The sequence below is a fragment of the Kitasatospora setae KM-6054 genome (assembly GCF_000269985.1).
GTDB classification, from domain to species: Bacteria; Actinomycetota; Actinomycetes; order Streptomycetales; family Streptomycetaceae; genus Kitasatospora; species Kitasatospora setae.
The window spans coordinates 6760464-6775573 of record NC_016109.1 but is presented as its reverse complement, the minus strand read 5'-3'; the positions used below and the strand labels follow the sequence as shown (position 1 = coordinate 6775573).

Here is a 15110-nt window from a genome sequence, read left to right as displayed (position 1 = left end):
GTCAGTGCCTTCCGCTCTGGGTGATCTGCGGGGTGATCGGGAGGTGGACGGGGCTGGACGGGATCGAGGGCGACGCGGGCAGTTGCTCGGTGCTCTCGATGCCGCCGAGCTCGGAGACGACGTTCTCGTCGGCGTTCCGGTAGCCCTCGGCCATCGCCTTCAGGCCGTCGGCGATGCCCTTCAGCGCCTCGGGCAGGCCCTTGACCACCTCCAGGGTGTCGTGGCTGTACTTCAGGTAGCCCTTCTCGCCCTCGGCGAACTTCTTGCCCGACTCGTCGTTGCCCCAGGGGTTCTGGGCCTCCAGCGAGGGCAGGAAGGCGCTCAGCGAGCGGTAGACCGAGGCGACCTGCTCGGAGGCGGCGAGCATCGGCGACACGGCCGCCAGGTACTGCGCGGGGTCGACCTGGAAGCCCGTCCCCGCTCCCCCGCCCGACCCACCGCCGCCCGACGCCGCGCTCCGCGCCGAGGCCGCCGACCCCGCCGACCCCTCCGAGGCGCCCGTCGGCGCGCTGCGCTGGACGGCGTCCATCCGCCGCAGCGGCTCGGTGGCCTGCTGCATCGGCACACCCTGCTCGAACGGCTGCAACCGCGCCGTGGCCTGCTCCATCGGCACGCCCCGCTCGAACGGTCGCAGCGGCTCGGTGGCCTGCTGCATCGGCACGCCCTGCTCGAACGGCTGCAACCGCGCCGTGGCCTGCTCCATCGGCACAGCCCGCTCGAACGGCTGCAGCGGCTCGGCCGCGACCTGCTGCCGCGCATCCGCCCGCTCCAGCGGCTGGAACGCCTGCAGCCGGGGCTCCGCCTGGACGCTCTCGGGCATGACCGTGCCGATCCGGAACCGGGCGGTGGGTTCGACGGCCTCCTCGGCCATCAGCCGTGCGGCGTGGTCGGGTTCGGTGCGTGCCTCGGGTTCGGCGGCGGCGTACCAGAGCTGCTCGTCGTTGCTCATCGGGGGTGTCCTTCAGTCGGTACGGGTGGCAGCGGCGGAGGGGCGGGCGGTCAGTCCGCGGCGGGCGCGGCCAGCCGGGAGAGCGCGGCGCGCAGGAACGGGCTGGGCACCTGGTAGCCGCCCTCCTCCCGCAGCGGGGCCCGCTGCGGCGCGGACGCAGCCGACTCCGCCCCGGCCCCGGCACCGGCCGCAGCTGCGGCAGCAGGCGCGTCCGGGTGCCCACGGCGCGCGGCGGCGCTGCGGGCACGCTCCAGGTACGCGTCGTCCGGGGCAGCGCCGGAGGACTCCGTCGGTACGGACGTCGCAGGTACGGCCGCCGTCGGATCGGCCGCCGCCGCAGCGACCGCGCCCTCCGCAGCGGCCGATCCGCCGCCCCCGTCACCGTCCCCGCCCGCCGGGGCTGCGCCTCCGCCGCCGGCGCCCCCGCCGAGCAGGACGCCCGCCAGTTGGCTCAGCACCTCGCTCTCGCTCGCGGGCCCGGCCGGAGCGGTCCCGGCCGCTGTCGCGGCCGGTTCGGGTTGGGGGGTGGCGAAGGTGCCCTCGGCGCGGGCGTCGTCGAGCCAGCGGCGGCGGGCCCGGTGCCACTGGCGGTCGCGCGGGTCGACGTCGGCGGCCTGGCCGAGGATGCCCGCGTCGCCGTACAGCTCGTCCTCGTCCTCGCCGTCGCCGCCGAAGCGGGTGGGGCTGACGAAGCGGTTGCCGTGCTTGCCGTCCTTGCCGCCTCCGCTCCGGCCCGCGCCGCCTCCGCCGGGCATGTGGCCGCCGGCGCCCATGCCGGCGGCGCCCGCCGGGCCGCCGCGCCCGGCCGCGCCGCCTGCGCCGAGGGCGCCCGCCCCGGCCCGGCCGGCCGCCGAACCGGCACCGGCCACGCCCCGGGCGCCGCCGCCCGCGCCACCGGCCGCGCCGAGGGCACCGGCCCCGCCGGAGCGTCCGGCCAGCGCGCTGCCGCCCGCGCCGATGCCGCCGCCGGAACCGCGCAGCGCCGAGCCCGCGCCCGAGCCGCCGCCGACGACGCCCCGTCCGCCCGCACCGCCGCCCGCACCGCCTCCGGCACCCCGTCCGCCCGCGCCGCCGAGGCCGAACGGGCTGCCGCCCGCGCCACCGAAGGGGGTGAGCCCGGCGCGGCCGCCGCCCGCGCCGCCGGAGCCGCCGAGCGCACCGCCGAGCGAACCCAGGGCGGTGCCGAGCGTGCCGCCGTACGAGCCGCCACCGCCGCCGGGGCTGAAGCCGGAGCCCGAACCGGAGTGGAGGCCGGCGCTGCCGGGGCTGTAGCTCGAACCCGTTCCGCCGAGGCCGCCGAGGTCGCCGAGTCCGGCCAGCCCGAGCGAGCCGGCGCCGCCGCTGGAGAGCGGGGTGAAGACGGGCGCCGAGCCGCCGCCCGTGCCCCCGCCGGAGCCGAAGCCCGCCAGGTGGGGGGTGAGCGGGGTGAACGGCGCCAGGCCGGATCCGGAGCCCCCCGCGCCGGCCCCCGAGCCGCCGTACGCCCCGGCGCCGCCCGCCGCCCCGAACCCGCCGAACGACCCCGCGCCACCGGCACCGCCGCCGCCGGCCGCGCCGCCACCGGCACCGACCCCGCTGCCGTCGGCGCCCGGCAGTGCGAACGCCGTCGGGTTGCCGGCCCCGCCGAGCGCACCGGCCGGGCTGCCGGGAGCGCTCCCATCGGTCCCGCCCGCGGGCGTGCCGTCGGGCAGCAGGGCGGCCGTCCGCGCGCTCATCGCGGTGCGGTCCATGGCGGACATCCCGGACGTCCCGGACGTGCCGCCCGGGCCCGAAGTGCCGCCCCCGGACGTCCCGTCGAGCGCGCAGGTCCGTCCCATGCCGGTCATGTCGGCGATGTGTCCGGCGCTCTGCCGGAGCATGCCGTCCACGTTGTTGCCGACCTGGCCGATGTACTGGTGGTAGACGGCGGCGGCCTGCTTGACGCCCTCGGACTGCGCGATGTCGTCGTGCTTCCCGGCCGGGTGGGCCTCCATGTACTCCTTGGCGTACTGGAGTTCGCGCACCATCTCGGCCTTGGTGGCGCCCACCGCCTGCGCGGCGCCGTGCAGCGAGTCGGCGATGGCCTGACCGGACTGCAGGGTGGTGGCGACGTGTGAGCCGTCCCCGGCGGCGAACTTCTGCAGGTACGCCTGGAAGCTGTCGGCGGCGGGGCCGGACATGCTGGCCATCGCCCGCTGGGCGGCCTCGGTGATCGCCCGGACGTGGGTGTCGGCCACCTCGTTCCAGGTCTTCCACGCGTCGGCGAGGGTGGCGAGCAGGTCCTCGTCGCCGTCGGGGAAGGCGATGTCCGCGCCGTTCTCGTTGCTCTGGACGGTCTTGAGGACTTCGGCGAGGTCGGCGGGCAACTCGATCATGACGGGGGCTCCGTGGAGGGGAGGTCGGTGGTGCGCTTCAAGTGGCCGGTGGCCTGCGGCAGTCGGTACGCGGGCGGCGGCCGAGACGACACCCGGCGGACGTTCGTACGGCCGACAACGGTGCGGTGTGTGACAGGCGATGTGCGTCGAACGGTGCGTGACCCGGCGGACGACGGGGCATCCGGCCGGTCGGGGCGGCGTCCCGTCAGATGACCGGTCTGGCCCCGCCGGTGTGGCCCGCCCCGGGCCTGATCAGCGGGTTGGGGTGGTTGTAGTCGAGCGTCGGCGCGTCCGGGTCGTGGTAGTCGACGCCGGGGTCGGTACTGCCGATCGGCGCGAGGGGCGGCGGGGCGTCCGGCAGCGGGGCGTCCGGCAGCGAGACGGGCAGCACGCCGACGGAGACCGGGCCACCGGCCGGGCCGGCGACCGAATCGCCGGCCGGGGCGGAGCGTGCGGAGGCCAGTTCCGGGTCGGTCGGCATCGTGCCGGTGTCGGTGATGACGCCGAGCGCGGCGGCCTGGGCGTCGTCGTTGGCGCGGTGCCGGGCGACCATGCTCTGCAGGTTCTCGCCGACGGCGGTGGCGTTGCGCAGCAGGGTGCGGATGCCTTCCAGGACTTGTTCCTGGTGTTGGGCGAGTCCGCCGACGGAGGAGCCGGCGCCTTGGAGGGCCTTGCCGAGCAGGTCGGTGCCGTAGACGCTCGCTTGCACCTGTTTGACCGCGGCTTCCAGCTTGTTGGCCGGTCCGTTCAGCTCCGCCAACAGTCCGATGATCTTCTTGGCCGCCGCGTCGACTTCGTCGAGGTCGATCCACACCGTGTCGTCAGCCATCGCCCATGCCCGCCTTCCCGCACTCCAGCCGCCCCCGACCGGCATGCCCCCCGCGCCGGGCACGCCGGGGCGCCGGGCCGGAAGGACGGCCCGAGCGTGCCCGTGCCATGCCCGCACCGGCTCATTCCGAGGGCACCCTAACCCGCCCGCGTGAACGCGCACAGCCAAGCCGGGGTGCCGGGATGACGCGCCATCACCCCAGCATGAGCTTTGCAGAGCCGTCGGCAACCGCAAGGGGCCGGAAAGCATGCATCAGGTAAATTCACGGCATGAATTCGCAAGGCGGGTAAAGAACGGACGTGTGCATTCCGGGTAGATCGTGAATCTTCTGCACCAGCTTCCGCCGCACCGCCCGGGCCCACCGCCGCAGAGCGGGCCCGGGCGGCGGGCCGGGACGGCGGGCCCGAACGACCGGCCCGGACGACGGGCGCGGGCAGTCGGCCCCGACGGCGGGCGCTCAGAGCGCGACCGCTCCCCCCGGGGTGACGACCCGCAGGCCGGTCTCGTCGAGTTCGATGGCCAGCGGGGTGCCGTCCAGCGCGGCCTCGTTGAGCAGGGTCGCGCTGGAGAGGTGCCACAGCCGCAGGGTGCCGGCGGCGTCGCCCGCCGCGAGCAGGGCCTCGCCGTCGAGCTCGCGGCCGACCACGGCCCGGACCGCCGCCCCGCCGCCGGCCAACTCGGCGGTGCGGCTGCCGTTCTGGACGTCCCAGACCAGGACGGTGCCGTCGGCGGCGCCGGCGATCACCACCGGGCGGCCGCCGATCTCGGCGAACGACACGACCTCGGCGGGGTGCGGGAGTCCGGCGCAGACCGGTCCGGCGGCGCCGTTGCCGGCGTGCCAGAGCCGGACGGTCAGGTCCTCGCCGGCGGTGGCCAGGATCGGCTGGCCGCCGGCCAGCGTGGCGGCGAGCGCGGTGAACGGGCCCCGGCCGGTGGCGAACCGGCGGTTGTCGGCGCCGGTGGCGGCGTCCCGGACGGCGAGCACGCCGTCGCGTCCGGCGGAGGCGAGCAGCGACCGGCCCTCGGGGGTGCCGGAAGCACCGACGGCCGCGGGCGTGAAGGCGAGTCCGGCGACGGGCCCGGCGTGCGGGACGGGCAGCGGCAGGGCGGTGCCGTCGGTGAGGCGGTGGCTGCGGACGGCGCCCGCGGCGGTGCCGCACAGCAGCAGGTCGGCGGTGAGGTCGAGGGTGTGCACGGGGCCGCCCTCGCCGGGGAGGTCGAGCAGCGGGCCGCCGGTGGCGGCGTCCCAGACGGCGAGCGCGCCGTCGCCGAACCCGGCGGCGAGCACGGGGCGGCCGTGCAGGGTGCCGGCGGCGAGCGCGGTGAGCGGGTGGCCGGGACGGCCGGTGGCGGGGGCGGGCGCGGGGGTGCCGGTGGCGGCCTGCCAGGCGGTGATCCGGCCGGTCTCGTCGCCGGTGTGGAGCACGTCGCCGACGGCGGCGAGCGCGGTCAGCCACTCGCCGGCCGGCCAGCCGTGCAGCGGGCGGCCCTCGTGGACGTCCCAGGTGCGGACGGTGCCGTCCAGCGCGCAGGAGGCGAGGACCGGGCGGTCGGCGAGGGTGGTGAAGGCGAGGCCGGTCACCGTGCCGGTGTGGCCGTCGAGTTCGGCGACGGGCTGGCCGGTGGCGAGGTCCCAGAGCCGGATCCGGCGGTCCTGTCCGGCGGAGGCGAGGACGGCCTGGTTGCCGAGGGTGAGCACGGCCAGCGCGAGCACTTCGCCGCGGTGGCCGACCAGCAGGTGCATCAGCTCGCCGGTGCCCGCGTCCCAGACCCGGACGGTGCCGTCGGGGGCGGCGGCGGCCAGCAGGTCGACGCCCGCGCAGTGCGCGGCGCGCAGCGCGGTGGCGCCGTGGCCGCCGGTGGGCAGGGTGCCGAGCACCCGGCCGTCGTCGGCCCGGACGGCCCGCAGGTCGCCGCTCTGGCCGGCGGAGAACGCGACCGGGATGCCGCGGCAGACCAGGGCGGCGACGGCCTGCGCGCCCTCGCCGCCGGTGGTGCCGTGGACGACGGCGCCGGTGGCGGCGTCCCAGACCTGGACCGATCCGTCGGTGCCGCCGACGGCGAACAGCGAGCGCCCGTCGGCCTCGCCGAGCGCGACGGCGGTGGGGGCGAGTCCGGCGTCGGCGCCGGAGCCGCCGAGCGGGGCGGCGTCGTCGAGCGCGGTGAGGCCGAACGCGCCGTCGGCCTCGACCAGGGCGTACGCGGCCCGGCCGGCCACCGTGCCGACGGCGGCGGCACCGCGGACGGCGCCGGCGGCGGCGGGGGCGGTGCGGGCGAGCGCGGCGGGCAGCGAGGCGGGGGCGGCGGGGTCGCCGAGGACCTGGCCGAGCAGCGCGTCGAGGGCGGCGGCCGAGGCGGGGACGGGCGCCCCGGTGCCGTCGGTCCACTGCCGGTCGGGCTGTCCGGGCTGGCCCTGGATGGTGAGCCGCCGCCCGCCGGACGCGAGGGCTTCGCCGCCCTCGGACGCGGGGGCGGGGGCCGGGTCCTGGCCAGTGCCGGCGAGGACGCGGCGGATCAGCGCGGGGTCGATCCGCCCGGTCCTCTCGAAACCGGCGTCCGCACCGCCACCCGAACCTGCTTGATCAACCTGGTCCGCCAGGCCCGCCCGGACGGCGCGGAAGCCGCCGTCGGCGGTGATCAGCAGCTCGCCGAGGCCGCCGTGTTCCAGTCGTACGCTTCCTGACATGTCGTCACTCCTGGTTCGGTGCAGGGAGGTTGGTGACAGCTCGGGCCGACCGAGGGGGTCAGCAGAGGTCTTCGGGGACGAGCGTCGCGTGCACGGCGTCGTGCAGCCGGTGGGTGCGGGAGCCGCGGAACAGCGCGGGCCGGTAGCCGGCCCGGCGGAATCCGATGGCGGCGCCGGTGAGTTGGCTGGGCATGTTGTCGGCGGCGGCGTAGGCGTCGATCCGGCGCAGGCCGATCCGTTCGAAGCCGAAGCGGCAGGCCAGGCGCAGCGCGGCTTTGGCGGTGCGCAGCCGGCGGTGTTCGGGGAGCAGCCAGACGGTGACTTCGGCGCGTTCGTAGCCGGGGTCGAAGTCGACGAGTTCGGCCCAGCCGACGGCGTCGCCGGTCTCCGCGTCCTGCAGGGTGAAGTAGGCGGCGCGGCCGGTCCGCCAGAGCATCGGCGGGATGTCGGTGAGCCAGCGTTCGGCGGCGGCGGTGTCGGGGTGTGGGACGACGCCCTGGAGGAACTCGCGCACGAGCGGGTCGTGGGTGCCGCGGTGGACGAGGGCGGCGTCGCGGGGGTGCGGTCGGCGCAGCACCAGCCCGTCGGCCGTCATCGGTTCGTCCCGCACTTCGGCGAGCGTCGGCATCCGCTCCCCCGTCCGTTCTCCCGGGCCGTTCCGGGCACCGTTCGGTGGACCGGTCCGACCGTTCCGACCGTTCCGGGCTGCCCCGGCGCGCCCTCCCGGGTTACCCGGGCGTACCCTCCCCCGTGGTTCGTCCCGGCGTCAAGTCCGTCCGTCCGGTCCGGTGTTTGCGCACGTCAGCGGGACGTTAGTGGAACGTGAGCGGGGCCGCGCAGACTCGTTGGCGGGGTTCGTCACTCCATGTCCCGCCGCCCACCCGGCCCACCTCTTGTCTCTCCCGGGCCGGGCGCCCCCGCTACGGGCGGCGGGACTCACCCCGTTCCGCGGTCGGCGGTTCGGTCGCCGGGGTCGCCCCGGCGGGCAGCGGTGCTTCGCGCAGGGCGCGGATCACCTCCCGGACGGCGGCGGTGCGGGCGAGTTCGGGGGTGGTGACGTAGCCCACCCGGCGGGACGGCCGGTCCGGGCCGAGGTCGGTGACGGCGAGTCCGGCGGGCGGGCGGTCCAGGCTGAGCCGGGGCATCACGGCCATGCCGAGGCCCTGGGCGGCGAGCGAGAGCACCACGGTGTCGTCGGAGACGTTGATGGTGGCGGGCGGCAGCCAGTCCTGGCGCTTCCACCAGTCCGCCGTGTACGAGCCGCAGTTCTCGTCCCAGTCGACGAGCGGCAGGCCGCGCGGGTCGGGGTGGCCCTGCTGGTGGGCGAGCGCGTACTCCTCGCGGTAGAGCGGTGCGGCGAGCAGCCCGGGCAGCGTGCCGCCGGTCGCGTCCAGCGTGGCGAGCGCCAAGTCGGCCCGGCCGTCGGCGACTTCGCCCGCGGTGCCGCGTCCGAGGTCGCGGACGACCCGTACTTCGGGCTTCAACTCCGGCCAGCGGGCGGCGAGTACGGTCAGCACCTGGGGCAGCACCTGGACGGCGGCGCTGCGGAACGCGACGATCCGCACCGGCCCGGCCGGTCCGGTCGCCGTCCCGCCCGCGGCCTGCCGGGCCTCGCCGGGGAGCGCCGCCAGCAGCCGCAGGATCCGCCGCGCGTGCCCGGCCACCCGCTCCCCCGCCGCCGTCGGCACCGCCCCGCGCCGCCCGCGCTCGAACAGCACCGCCCCGAGCTTCCGCTCGCACCCCCGGACGGCGTGCGACACCGCGGACTGGGTCAGCCCGAGCCGGTCGGCGGCGGCCGTGAAGCCGCCGCTGTCGGCGACCGCGACGAGGATCCGCAGCTCCTGCGGGAGGAGGTCTTCTGCCATCCCGACAGCCTAGGACCCGCCCACCCCTCGATCCACCAGGGCGGATGCCTCAGCCCGGAGGGCTCGGCGCGGGGGCGCGGATGCCGTCGGTGATCCGGGCCCGGTTGTCGCCGCCGCCGCTGCCATGAACGGCGCTCATGGAACGGTCCGCGTCATCGACGCCGGCCCCTGCCGCGCCCCGCCTGCCCTCCGTAGCGTTTCCCCACGTCAGAGCCACCGCTTCTCGCTACGGAGTGTCCCGCCATGCCCGTCCCGTTCCGCGCCGTGCACCAGATCGCCCGCCCGACCGGCCTGCCGACCGCCGACCTGTTCGCCTTCGTGGACGGCGTGCTGCCCGCGCTCGCCGAGGGGGAGGCGCTGGTGGAGAACGCGTTCCTGTCCGTCGACCCGTACATGCTCGGCCTGATGGACGACGAGGAGGACGGCTACCCGCTGCACGCGCCGCTGGAGGGGCGAGCGGTGGGGCGGGTGGTGGAGTCGCGGTCGGCGGCGCTGCCGGTGGGGACGGCGGTGATCCACCGGGAGGGCTGGCGCACCCACGCGGTGGTGGCGCCGGGGCAGGTGCGCGTGCTGCCCGAGCTGCCGGGGGTCCCGCTGAGCGCGCACCTGAGCGTGCTGGGCGGCACCGGCCTGTCCGCGTACGTCGGGCTGACCCGGATCGCCGGGCTCAAGCCGGGCGAGGACTTCTTCGTCTCGGCGGCGGCGGGCGGCGTCGGAACGGCGGCGGGTCAGCTGGCCCGGCTGCTGGGGGCCCGGCGGGTGGTGGGTTCGGCGGGCAGTGCGGCCAAGACGGCTTTCCTGACCGGGGAGTTGGGCTTCGACGCGGCTTTCGACTACCACGCGGGGCCGGTGGCCGAGCTGCTGGCCGAGGCGGCGCCGACCGGCATCGACGTGTACCTGGACAACGTGGGCGGCGAGCACCTGGAGGCGGCGATCGGCGCGATGCGCGACTACGGCCGGATCGCCTGGTGCGGCGCGATCTCCCAGTACGGGGTGGCGACCCCGGCGCCCGCCGCGCCGCACAACCTGTTCGAGCTGGTGGCCCGCAGCGTCCGCCTGGAGGGCTTCCTGGTGCGCCACCACCTGGACGCCCAGCAGGAGTTGTACGACCTGCTGGCCCCGCAGCTGCGCTCCGGCCGGGTGCGCGCGCCGGAGACCGTGCTGGACGGGTTCGACCACATCGTGGAGGCGTTCCTCGGGGTGCTGGCGGGCGCGAACACCGGCAAGATGCTGGTCCGAATCTGACGGATCGTCAGTTCCCCTGCCCGGCCAGCCGCAGTTGCTCGTCCTCGACGATCCGCACCGCCAGCGCCCGGTCGGAGAGGTCGACGGCCTCGGGGAGGGCCTCGGCGAGGTCGCTGCGGCGGGCGTAGCGGTCGAACAACTCGGCCTTGCCCTTGAGCAGTTCGACCAGCCGGTGGTCCAGGCTGTCGCTGGCGAGCAGCCGGTGCACCCGGACCCGGCGAATCTGGCCCATCCGCTGGGCGCGGGCCACCGCCTGGTCCTCCAGGGTGGGTTTGAGCTGCGGCTCGCACAGGATCACCACGTTGGCGGCCTGCAGGTTGAGGCCGAGTCCGCCGGCCTGGATCTGGCAGAGCAGCACGGCGTGGCCCTGGACGGCGGTGAACTCGTCGACCAGTTCCTGCCGTTGCTCGGCGGGCAGCGATCCGGCGATGGTGCCGACGACGGTGCTGCCACTGCCACTGTCGCCACCGCCGGCCGCGCCGAGTGCGTCGCGCACGGCGGCGAGCACCTCCCGGAAGTACGAGAAGACCACCACCTTGTGCCCGGACTCGGCCGCCTCGGCGGTGAGTTCGCGCAGCCGCCGGAGCTTCGCGGACTGCGCGGGCACGGCGTACGCGGCGCGGCGCATCGCCATGAAGTTGCCCTCGGCGACGGCGGCGGCGTAGGCGGCGCGGTCCTGCGCGGAGAGCTCGTCCCACTCGTCGACCCGTACCACGTCCGGGAGTTCGGTGAGCACGTCGTGCTGGTTGCGGCGCAGGTAGGCGGGGGCGACGGCGCGCCGGAACGCCTGCGGGCCGAAGGCGCCGCGGCCAGCCGGGGGGCCGTCGAGCAGGTCGGGCTGGAGGTGGCCGATCAGGGTGCGGAACTCGTCGACCCGGTTCTCCATCGGGGTGCCGGTGAGGAACAGCACGTACGGGGTGCGGGCGGCCCACTCGGCGACCAGCTGGGTGCGGCGGGCGGCCGGGTTCTTCACGAAGTGCGCCTCGTCGACGACCAACGCGGCCACCTCGTCGTCGGCCAGGGTGCGCAGCGACTCGTAGGTGGCGACCAGCACGCCGCCGTGCGCGAGCCAGCGCTCGCGGGCGGCCTCCCGGTCGGGGCCGTGGTAGCGGTGCGCGGCGAGCGTGGTCCGGTCGACGGTCTCGCGCCGCCAGTTGACCAGCACGGACGCCGGGCAGACCACCAGGAACCGGCTGCCCGGCTCGGCCGCGGCCAGGTGGGCGAGGACGGCGAGCGCCTGCACGGTCTTGCCGAGGCCCATCTCGTCGCCGATCACCACCTTCTTCCGGGCCAGCGCGAACCGGGCGCCGAACGCCTGGTAGCCGCGCAGCGAGACGGTGCAGCCCCGGTCGTCGAGGGGCTGGGCGCGGACCTGCTCGGCGAGGCCGTCGGGCAGGTGGCCCTCGGCGGCGGCCCGGCCGTCGACGGGGGCCGGTCCGGCCAGTCGGCCGCCTTCGGCGAGCACGGCGAGCTCGGCGTAGAAGTCGGCGGCCCGGTGCTCGAACTCGACCCAGGCCGCGATCTCCCCGACGGGCGGGCGCAGCAGGTCGGCGGACGCCTGGGCGAACCGCAGCCCGATCTCGTCCCCGGCCGACCTGCCGCCGTGTCCCGTCCCGCCGGCGTGTCCCGTCCCGCCAGCGTCCGTCGACCCGCCGCCGTCTGCCGACCCGCCGCCGTTCGCCAGCTCGGCGGCCAGCAGCTCCACGGCCCGCCGGCCGCGCTCGCGCTTCTCGGCGCCGGCCAGCAGTCCGCGCAGCCGGCCCCGCGCGTACTTCGCCTCGGCCAGCGGGGTCTCGTAGCGGGCGTCGAGCGCGGCGGCCTCGGCGGCGGCCCGGCGGGCGGCGGGCCCGGCCACCACCAGCCGGTGCAGGGCGATGACCAGCGCGGTGGTCCGGTCGTCGGGGTGCGCGGGGTCGAGGCGGACGGCGATGCTCTCCTCGACGGCGGTGGCGATCTGGGCGGCGGCGCCCAGCAGGTGGGCGGCGGTGGGGCCGGCGATGCCGGGGATCCGCAGCAGGTCCTGCCGGGTGGCGGCGTGCACGGCGGCGACGGTGGTGTAGCCGAGGGCGCGCAGCGTGCCGAGCTGTAGGCGGCCGCCGGTGACGTCCTTGAGCCGCTCGACCGGGATGCCGGCCAGCTCGGCCCGCACCGTGCGCTCGAAGATCTCCCGGTGCGCGGCGGCCGCCTCCTCGACGGCCGCCGCGTAGTCCGCCACCAGCGCCCGGGCGGCCGTCCGCAGCCGCCTGGCCGCCGTGACCACCTCGACCGCCCGCCGCCTGCCCTGCCCTGCCACCTGCGCCACCTCGCTCCTGCCCGTCCGGACCGCCCATCCTGACACCCGCCCCCGTCGCCCGGCCCCGGAGGGCCGACCCGGGGACCGCTGGTCGCCGCCCGGTGACACTCGGTAGTACCCAGTACTGCCGGGTACCGACCGTTACCGCCCGGCCGCCGATTGCCGAGGCGGGCGCGGGAACGGGACGGGAACGACGGCGGGGACGGAAACGGGCCCGGAAACGGGGGGCGAGAACGGGAGGCCGGAGGACTCCGCCCGCCACCGGCCGGCGGCCGGCCCCCGATCGTGCCGGACCGTCACCGAAGGAGCACGAACTATCGCCGTCCGAAGCCGACTTGACATATCGGTGCGCCGGTCTGACGTACTGTCCTTTCCCACCCCGGGACCGCAATTGCCGGCGCCTAGTCTGATCCCGAATCAGTGCGGCGCGCCCGCGTTGCGAGCCGAGGGAGGAAGGCCATGGCCCAGCAGGAACGAGTGCTCCACCCCGACCGATCGGCACGGGATCTCTTCGGCTTCCAGCTGCGCAAGCTCCGCAAGGAGTACGGGATCTCCATCGCCGTGCTCGCCGCCGAACTCGGCCGCGGGAAGACCGCGATCGGCAACGTGGAAACGGCGGACCGTCCGATCCCGCTCGAATTACCGGAAGAACTCGACCGGTTCTTCCAGACCGACGGGCTGTTCGCCCACCTCTTCAAGCTCTCGCTCCAGGAGGGCTTCCCGGAATGGTCCCGGCGCTACGTGGAGCTGGAGGCCCTCGCCTGCGAGATCCGCAAGTACGCGGCGGCGACGTTCCCGGGGCTGTGGCAGGACGACGAGTACGGGCTGGCCCTGATCCGGCTCGGCAACCCACGCGCCGGCGCCGAGGAGGTCGCCCGCAAGTGGGCCTCCCGGAAGGCGCGGCAGGAACTGCTGGCCGAGGAGGATCCGCCGCTGCTGTGGGTCGTCCTGGACGAGGCGGTGGTCCGCCGCCGGGTGGGCGGGCCGGAGGCCATGCGCCGGCAGGTCCAACACGTCCTCGACCTGACCGAGCAGCCCGGCTCGGTCGTCCAGGTCATGCCGTTCGCCGCCGGGGGGCACGGCGCGCTGGGCGGCTCGACCACCCTGCTGGACTTCGCGGACGGCCCCCGGGCGGCCTACGTGGAGGACTCCGTGTCGGGCCGGCTGATCGAGTCCGCGCCGCAGGTCCGGCACATCTCCCTTACCTACAACTTCCTGCAGGCGGCCGCCCTCTCCCCGGAGGATTCCCGGGACTGGCTCCGCCGCGTCAAGGAGGAGATCTGACCATGGTCGACATCCAGGACCCCTTCACTTTCACTCCCGGCCCGGCGAACGCCACCTCCGCCGCCTGGGTCAAGTCCAGCTACAGCGACCCCGGCGGCAACGGGGACTGCGTCGAGGTCTGCTCCGACTTCGTCGTCTCGCACGACGCCGTCGGCGTCCGCGACTCCAAGGACCCGCAGGGCCCCCGCCTGCGCTTCGCCCCGACCGCCTGGGCCGCCTTCCTGGCCGCCGCCACCGACGGGGAGTTCGGCACCGCCTGACCCCCGCCGTCCCCGCGACTCCCCCACCCCCGGGCAGGCCGCGGCGGGCTCCGAACGGTTTCGTCGGAGCCCGCCGCGGCCTACTCGCGCTTGCGGCGGGGACGAGGCGGGATCACCGGGACGACCCGGCGCAGGTGGGCGCGGGCGGTGTCCATCAGGGCGGCGAGCTGGGCGGTCTGCTCGGGGGTGTAGAGGTCGAGCAGCCCCTCCCGGACGACCCGGACGTGGCCGGGGGCGGCACTCTCCAGCAGGTCCTTGCCCTCGGCGGTGATGACGGCGAGGACGGCGCGCTCGTCGGCCGGGTCGGGCTCCCGGACGAGCAGGCCGGCCTTGGCCAACTGGCCCACCTGGTAGGTGAGTCCGCTGCGGGAGGCGACCATGCGCTCGGCGAGCTCGGTCATCCCGCAGGCGCCGTCCGGGCTCTCGTTCAGCCGGGTGAGGATCTCGTACTGGACCATGGTCAGTCCGGCGGCCTCGCGCAGTTGCAGTTCCACCTGCCGGTGGATCAGGTCGTAGGTCTCCAGCAGGCCCGCCCAGGCCCGCATCTCGGTGTCGTCCAGCCAGCGCGGTTCGGTCATGGAACCAGGCTAACAGTTGCTGCGAATTCGAAGCATGTGTATGTTTCTCGGCATCGGAGTGCTTCGAATTCGCAACACTACGGTGGAGCGGGGGCAGCGCTCCGCGCCCACGGCACAGCTCCATCACGGAACAGGGGAGATTCCCATGCAGATCAACGTCCTCGGCACCGGCAACGTCGGCTCCGTCCTCGCCCGCCGCCTCGCCGACCTCGGCCACACCGTCACCACCGCCAACACCTCGACCCCCGCCGAGAAGTCCGCCCGCCAGGCCGCCGAAGCCGAACTCACCGTCCTCGCCGTCCCGTTCGGCGCCGTCGCCGAACTGCCCGCCGAGATCAGGGCCGCGCTCGCCGACCGGATCGTGATCGACGCCACCAACCCGCTGGCCGCCGACTACCTCTCGCTCACCGTCGGCCACACCACCTCCGGCGGCGAGCAGGTCGCCGCCGCGCTGCCCGGCGCCAAGGTGGTCAAGGCGTTCAACACCGCGATGGCCGTCACCATGGAGACCGGCACCCTCTCCGGCACCCCCCTGCTGCTCCCGGTCGCCGGCGACGACCGCGCCGCCGTCGCCACCGTGGTCGCCCTCGGCGGCGCCCTCGGCTTCGACGCCCTCGACGCCGGCCCGCTCACCAACGCCCGCTACCTGGAGCCCGCCGTCGAACTCCTCATCCAGCTGGCCTTCGCCCAGGGCCACGGCGCGAACATCGGCTTCGCCCTCGCCCGCGGCTGAACCCGGCACCCGCACCTCCCGGCGGCGAAGCGGC

At 76.0% G+C, this 15110-nt stretch carries 12 protein-coding genes; 4 read left to right on the top strand and 8 right to left on the bottom strand.

What is annotated here, in order from left to right:
- Position 1: 1 nt before the first annotated feature.
- The 6 genes from KSE_RS29900 to KSE_RS29875 form a co-directional block, all read right to left on the bottom strand.
- Positions 2 to 949 (bottom strand): hypothetical protein, encoded by a 948-nt coding sequence (locus tag KSE_RS29900; protein ID WP_014139108.1) that lies wholly within the window; start codon positions 947 to 949, stop codon positions 2 to 4.
- A 50-nt stretch (positions 950 to 999) separates the two neighbouring features.
- Entirely contained in the window at positions 1000 to 3303 is a 2304-nt protein-coding gene (locus KSE_RS38885) for a WXG100-like domain-containing protein (RefSeq protein ID WP_014139107.1), read from the bottom strand.
- Positions 3304 to 3508: 205 nt separating this feature from the next.
- Positions 3509 to 4132: a hypothetical protein gene (locus tag KSE_RS29890; protein ID WP_014139106.1), complete on the bottom strand. Its 624-nt coding sequence runs from the start codon at positions 4130 to 4132 to the stop codon at positions 3509 to 3511.
- 457 nt (positions 4133 to 4589) lie between these two features.
- On the bottom strand, positions 4590 to 6818 hold the full coding sequence (locus KSE_RS42390; RefSeq protein WP_014139105.1) for a WD40 repeat domain-containing protein: 2229 nt from the start codon (positions 6816 to 6818) through the stop codon (positions 4590 to 4592).
- Between the two features lie 58 nt (positions 6819 to 6876).
- Positions 6877 to 7446, bottom strand: coding sequence for a GNAT family N-acetyltransferase (locus tag KSE_RS38880; RefSeq protein ID WP_014139104.1), 570 nt, complete (start codon positions 7444 to 7446; stop codon positions 6877 to 6879).
- A 292-nt stretch (positions 7447 to 7738) separates the two neighbouring features.
- The gene (locus KSE_RS29875; RefSeq protein WP_014139103.1) at positions 7739 to 8683 is read right to left on the bottom strand and encodes a LysR family transcriptional regulator; all 945 of its coding nucleotides are present in this window, start codon (positions 8681 to 8683) and stop codon (positions 7739 to 7741) included.
- A 243-nt stretch (positions 8684 to 8926) separates the two neighbouring features.
- On the opposite strand from KSE_RS29875, the gene KSE_RS29870 reads away from it, so the two are divergent.
- Positions 8927 to 9928, top strand: coding sequence for an NADP-dependent oxidoreductase (locus KSE_RS29870; RefSeq protein ID WP_014139102.1), 1002 nt, complete (start codon positions 8927 to 8929; stop codon positions 9926 to 9928).
- A 7-nt stretch (positions 9929 to 9935) separates the two neighbouring features.
- On the opposite strand, the gene KSE_RS29865 is transcribed toward KSE_RS29870, so the two are convergent.
- Complete coding sequence (locus KSE_RS29865; RefSeq protein ID WP_231873242.1) at positions 9936 to 12230, bottom strand: DEAD/DEAH box helicase; 2295 nt, start codon at positions 12228 to 12230, stop codon at positions 9936 to 9938.
- A 450-nt stretch (positions 12231 to 12680) separates the two neighbouring features.
- On the opposite strand from KSE_RS29865, the gene KSE_RS29860 reads away from it, so the two are divergent.
- Together KSE_RS29860 and KSE_RS29855 are read left to right on the top strand one after the other, a co-directional pair.
- Positions 12681 to 13505 (top strand): helix-turn-helix domain-containing protein, encoded by an 825-nt coding sequence (locus KSE_RS29860; RefSeq protein ID WP_014139100.1) that lies wholly within the window; start codon positions 12681 to 12683, stop codon positions 13503 to 13505.
- A 2-nt stretch (positions 13506 to 13507) separates the two neighbouring features.
- Positions 13508 to 13765, top strand: coding sequence for a DUF397 domain-containing protein (locus KSE_RS29855; protein ID WP_014139099.1), 258 nt, complete (start codon positions 13508 to 13510; stop codon positions 13763 to 13765).
- Positions 13766 to 13845: 80 nt separating this feature from the next.
- Here the strand turns inward: KSE_RS29855 and KSE_RS29850 are convergent, their stop codons facing one another.
- On the bottom strand, positions 13846 to 14343 hold the full coding sequence (locus KSE_RS29850; RefSeq protein WP_014139098.1) for a MarR family winged helix-turn-helix transcriptional regulator: 498 nt from the start codon (positions 14341 to 14343) through the stop codon (positions 13846 to 13848).
- A 145-nt stretch (positions 14344 to 14488) separates the two neighbouring features.
- Here KSE_RS29850 and KSE_RS45975 point away from each other — a divergent pair, with 145 nt between their 5' ends.
- Positions 14489 to 15076: an NADPH-dependent F420 reductase gene (locus KSE_RS45975; protein ID WP_014139097.1), complete on the top strand. Its 588-nt coding sequence runs from the start codon at positions 14489 to 14491 to the stop codon at positions 15074 to 15076.
- Positions 15077 to 15110: the final 34 nt, after the last annotated feature.

Excerpts from the sequence above, each read along its gene's own strand:
- KSE_RS29850 (WP_014139098.1), bottom strand. The coding sequence starts at position 14,343 with ATGACCGAACCGCGCTGGCTGGACGACACCGAGATGCGGGCCTGGGCG.
- KSE_RS29875 (WP_014139103.1), bottom strand. The coding sequence starts at position 8,683 with ATGGCAGAAGACCTCCTCCCGCAGGAGCTGCGGATCCTCGTCGCGGTC.
- KSE_RS29855 (WP_014139099.1), top strand. The coding sequence starts at position 13,508 with ATGGTCGACATCCAGGACCCCTTCACTTTCACTCCCGGCCCGGCGAAC.
- KSE_RS29890 (WP_014139106.1), bottom strand. The coding sequence starts at position 4,132 with ATGGCTGACGACACGGTGTGGATCGACCTCGACGAAGTCGACGCGGCG.
- KSE_RS42390 (WP_014139105.1), bottom strand. The coding sequence starts at position 6,818 with ATGTCAGGAAGCGTACGACTGGAACACGGCGGCCTCGGCGAGCTGCTG.
- KSE_RS45975 (WP_014139097.1), top strand. The coding sequence starts at position 14,489 with ATGCAGATCAACGTCCTCGGCACCGGCAACGTCGGCTCCGTCCTCGCC.
- KSE_RS38880 (WP_014139104.1), bottom strand. The coding sequence starts at position 7,446 with ATGCCGACGCTCGCCGAAGTGCGGGACGAACCGATGACGGCCGACGGG.
- KSE_RS29870 (WP_014139102.1), top strand. The coding sequence starts at position 8,927 with ATGCCCGTCCCGTTCCGCGCCGTGCACCAGATCGCCCGCCCGACCGGC.
- KSE_RS29860 (WP_014139100.1), top strand. The coding sequence starts at position 12,681 with ATGGCCCAGCAGGAACGAGTGCTCCACCCCGACCGATCGGCACGGGAT.
- KSE_RS29900 (WP_014139108.1), bottom strand. The coding sequence starts at position 949 with ATGAGCAACGACGAGCAGCTCTGGTACGCCGCCGCCGAACCCGAGGCA.
- KSE_RS38885 (WP_014139107.1), bottom strand. The coding sequence starts at position 3,303 with ATGATCGAGTTGCCCGCCGACCTCGCCGAAGTCCTCAAGACCGTCCAG.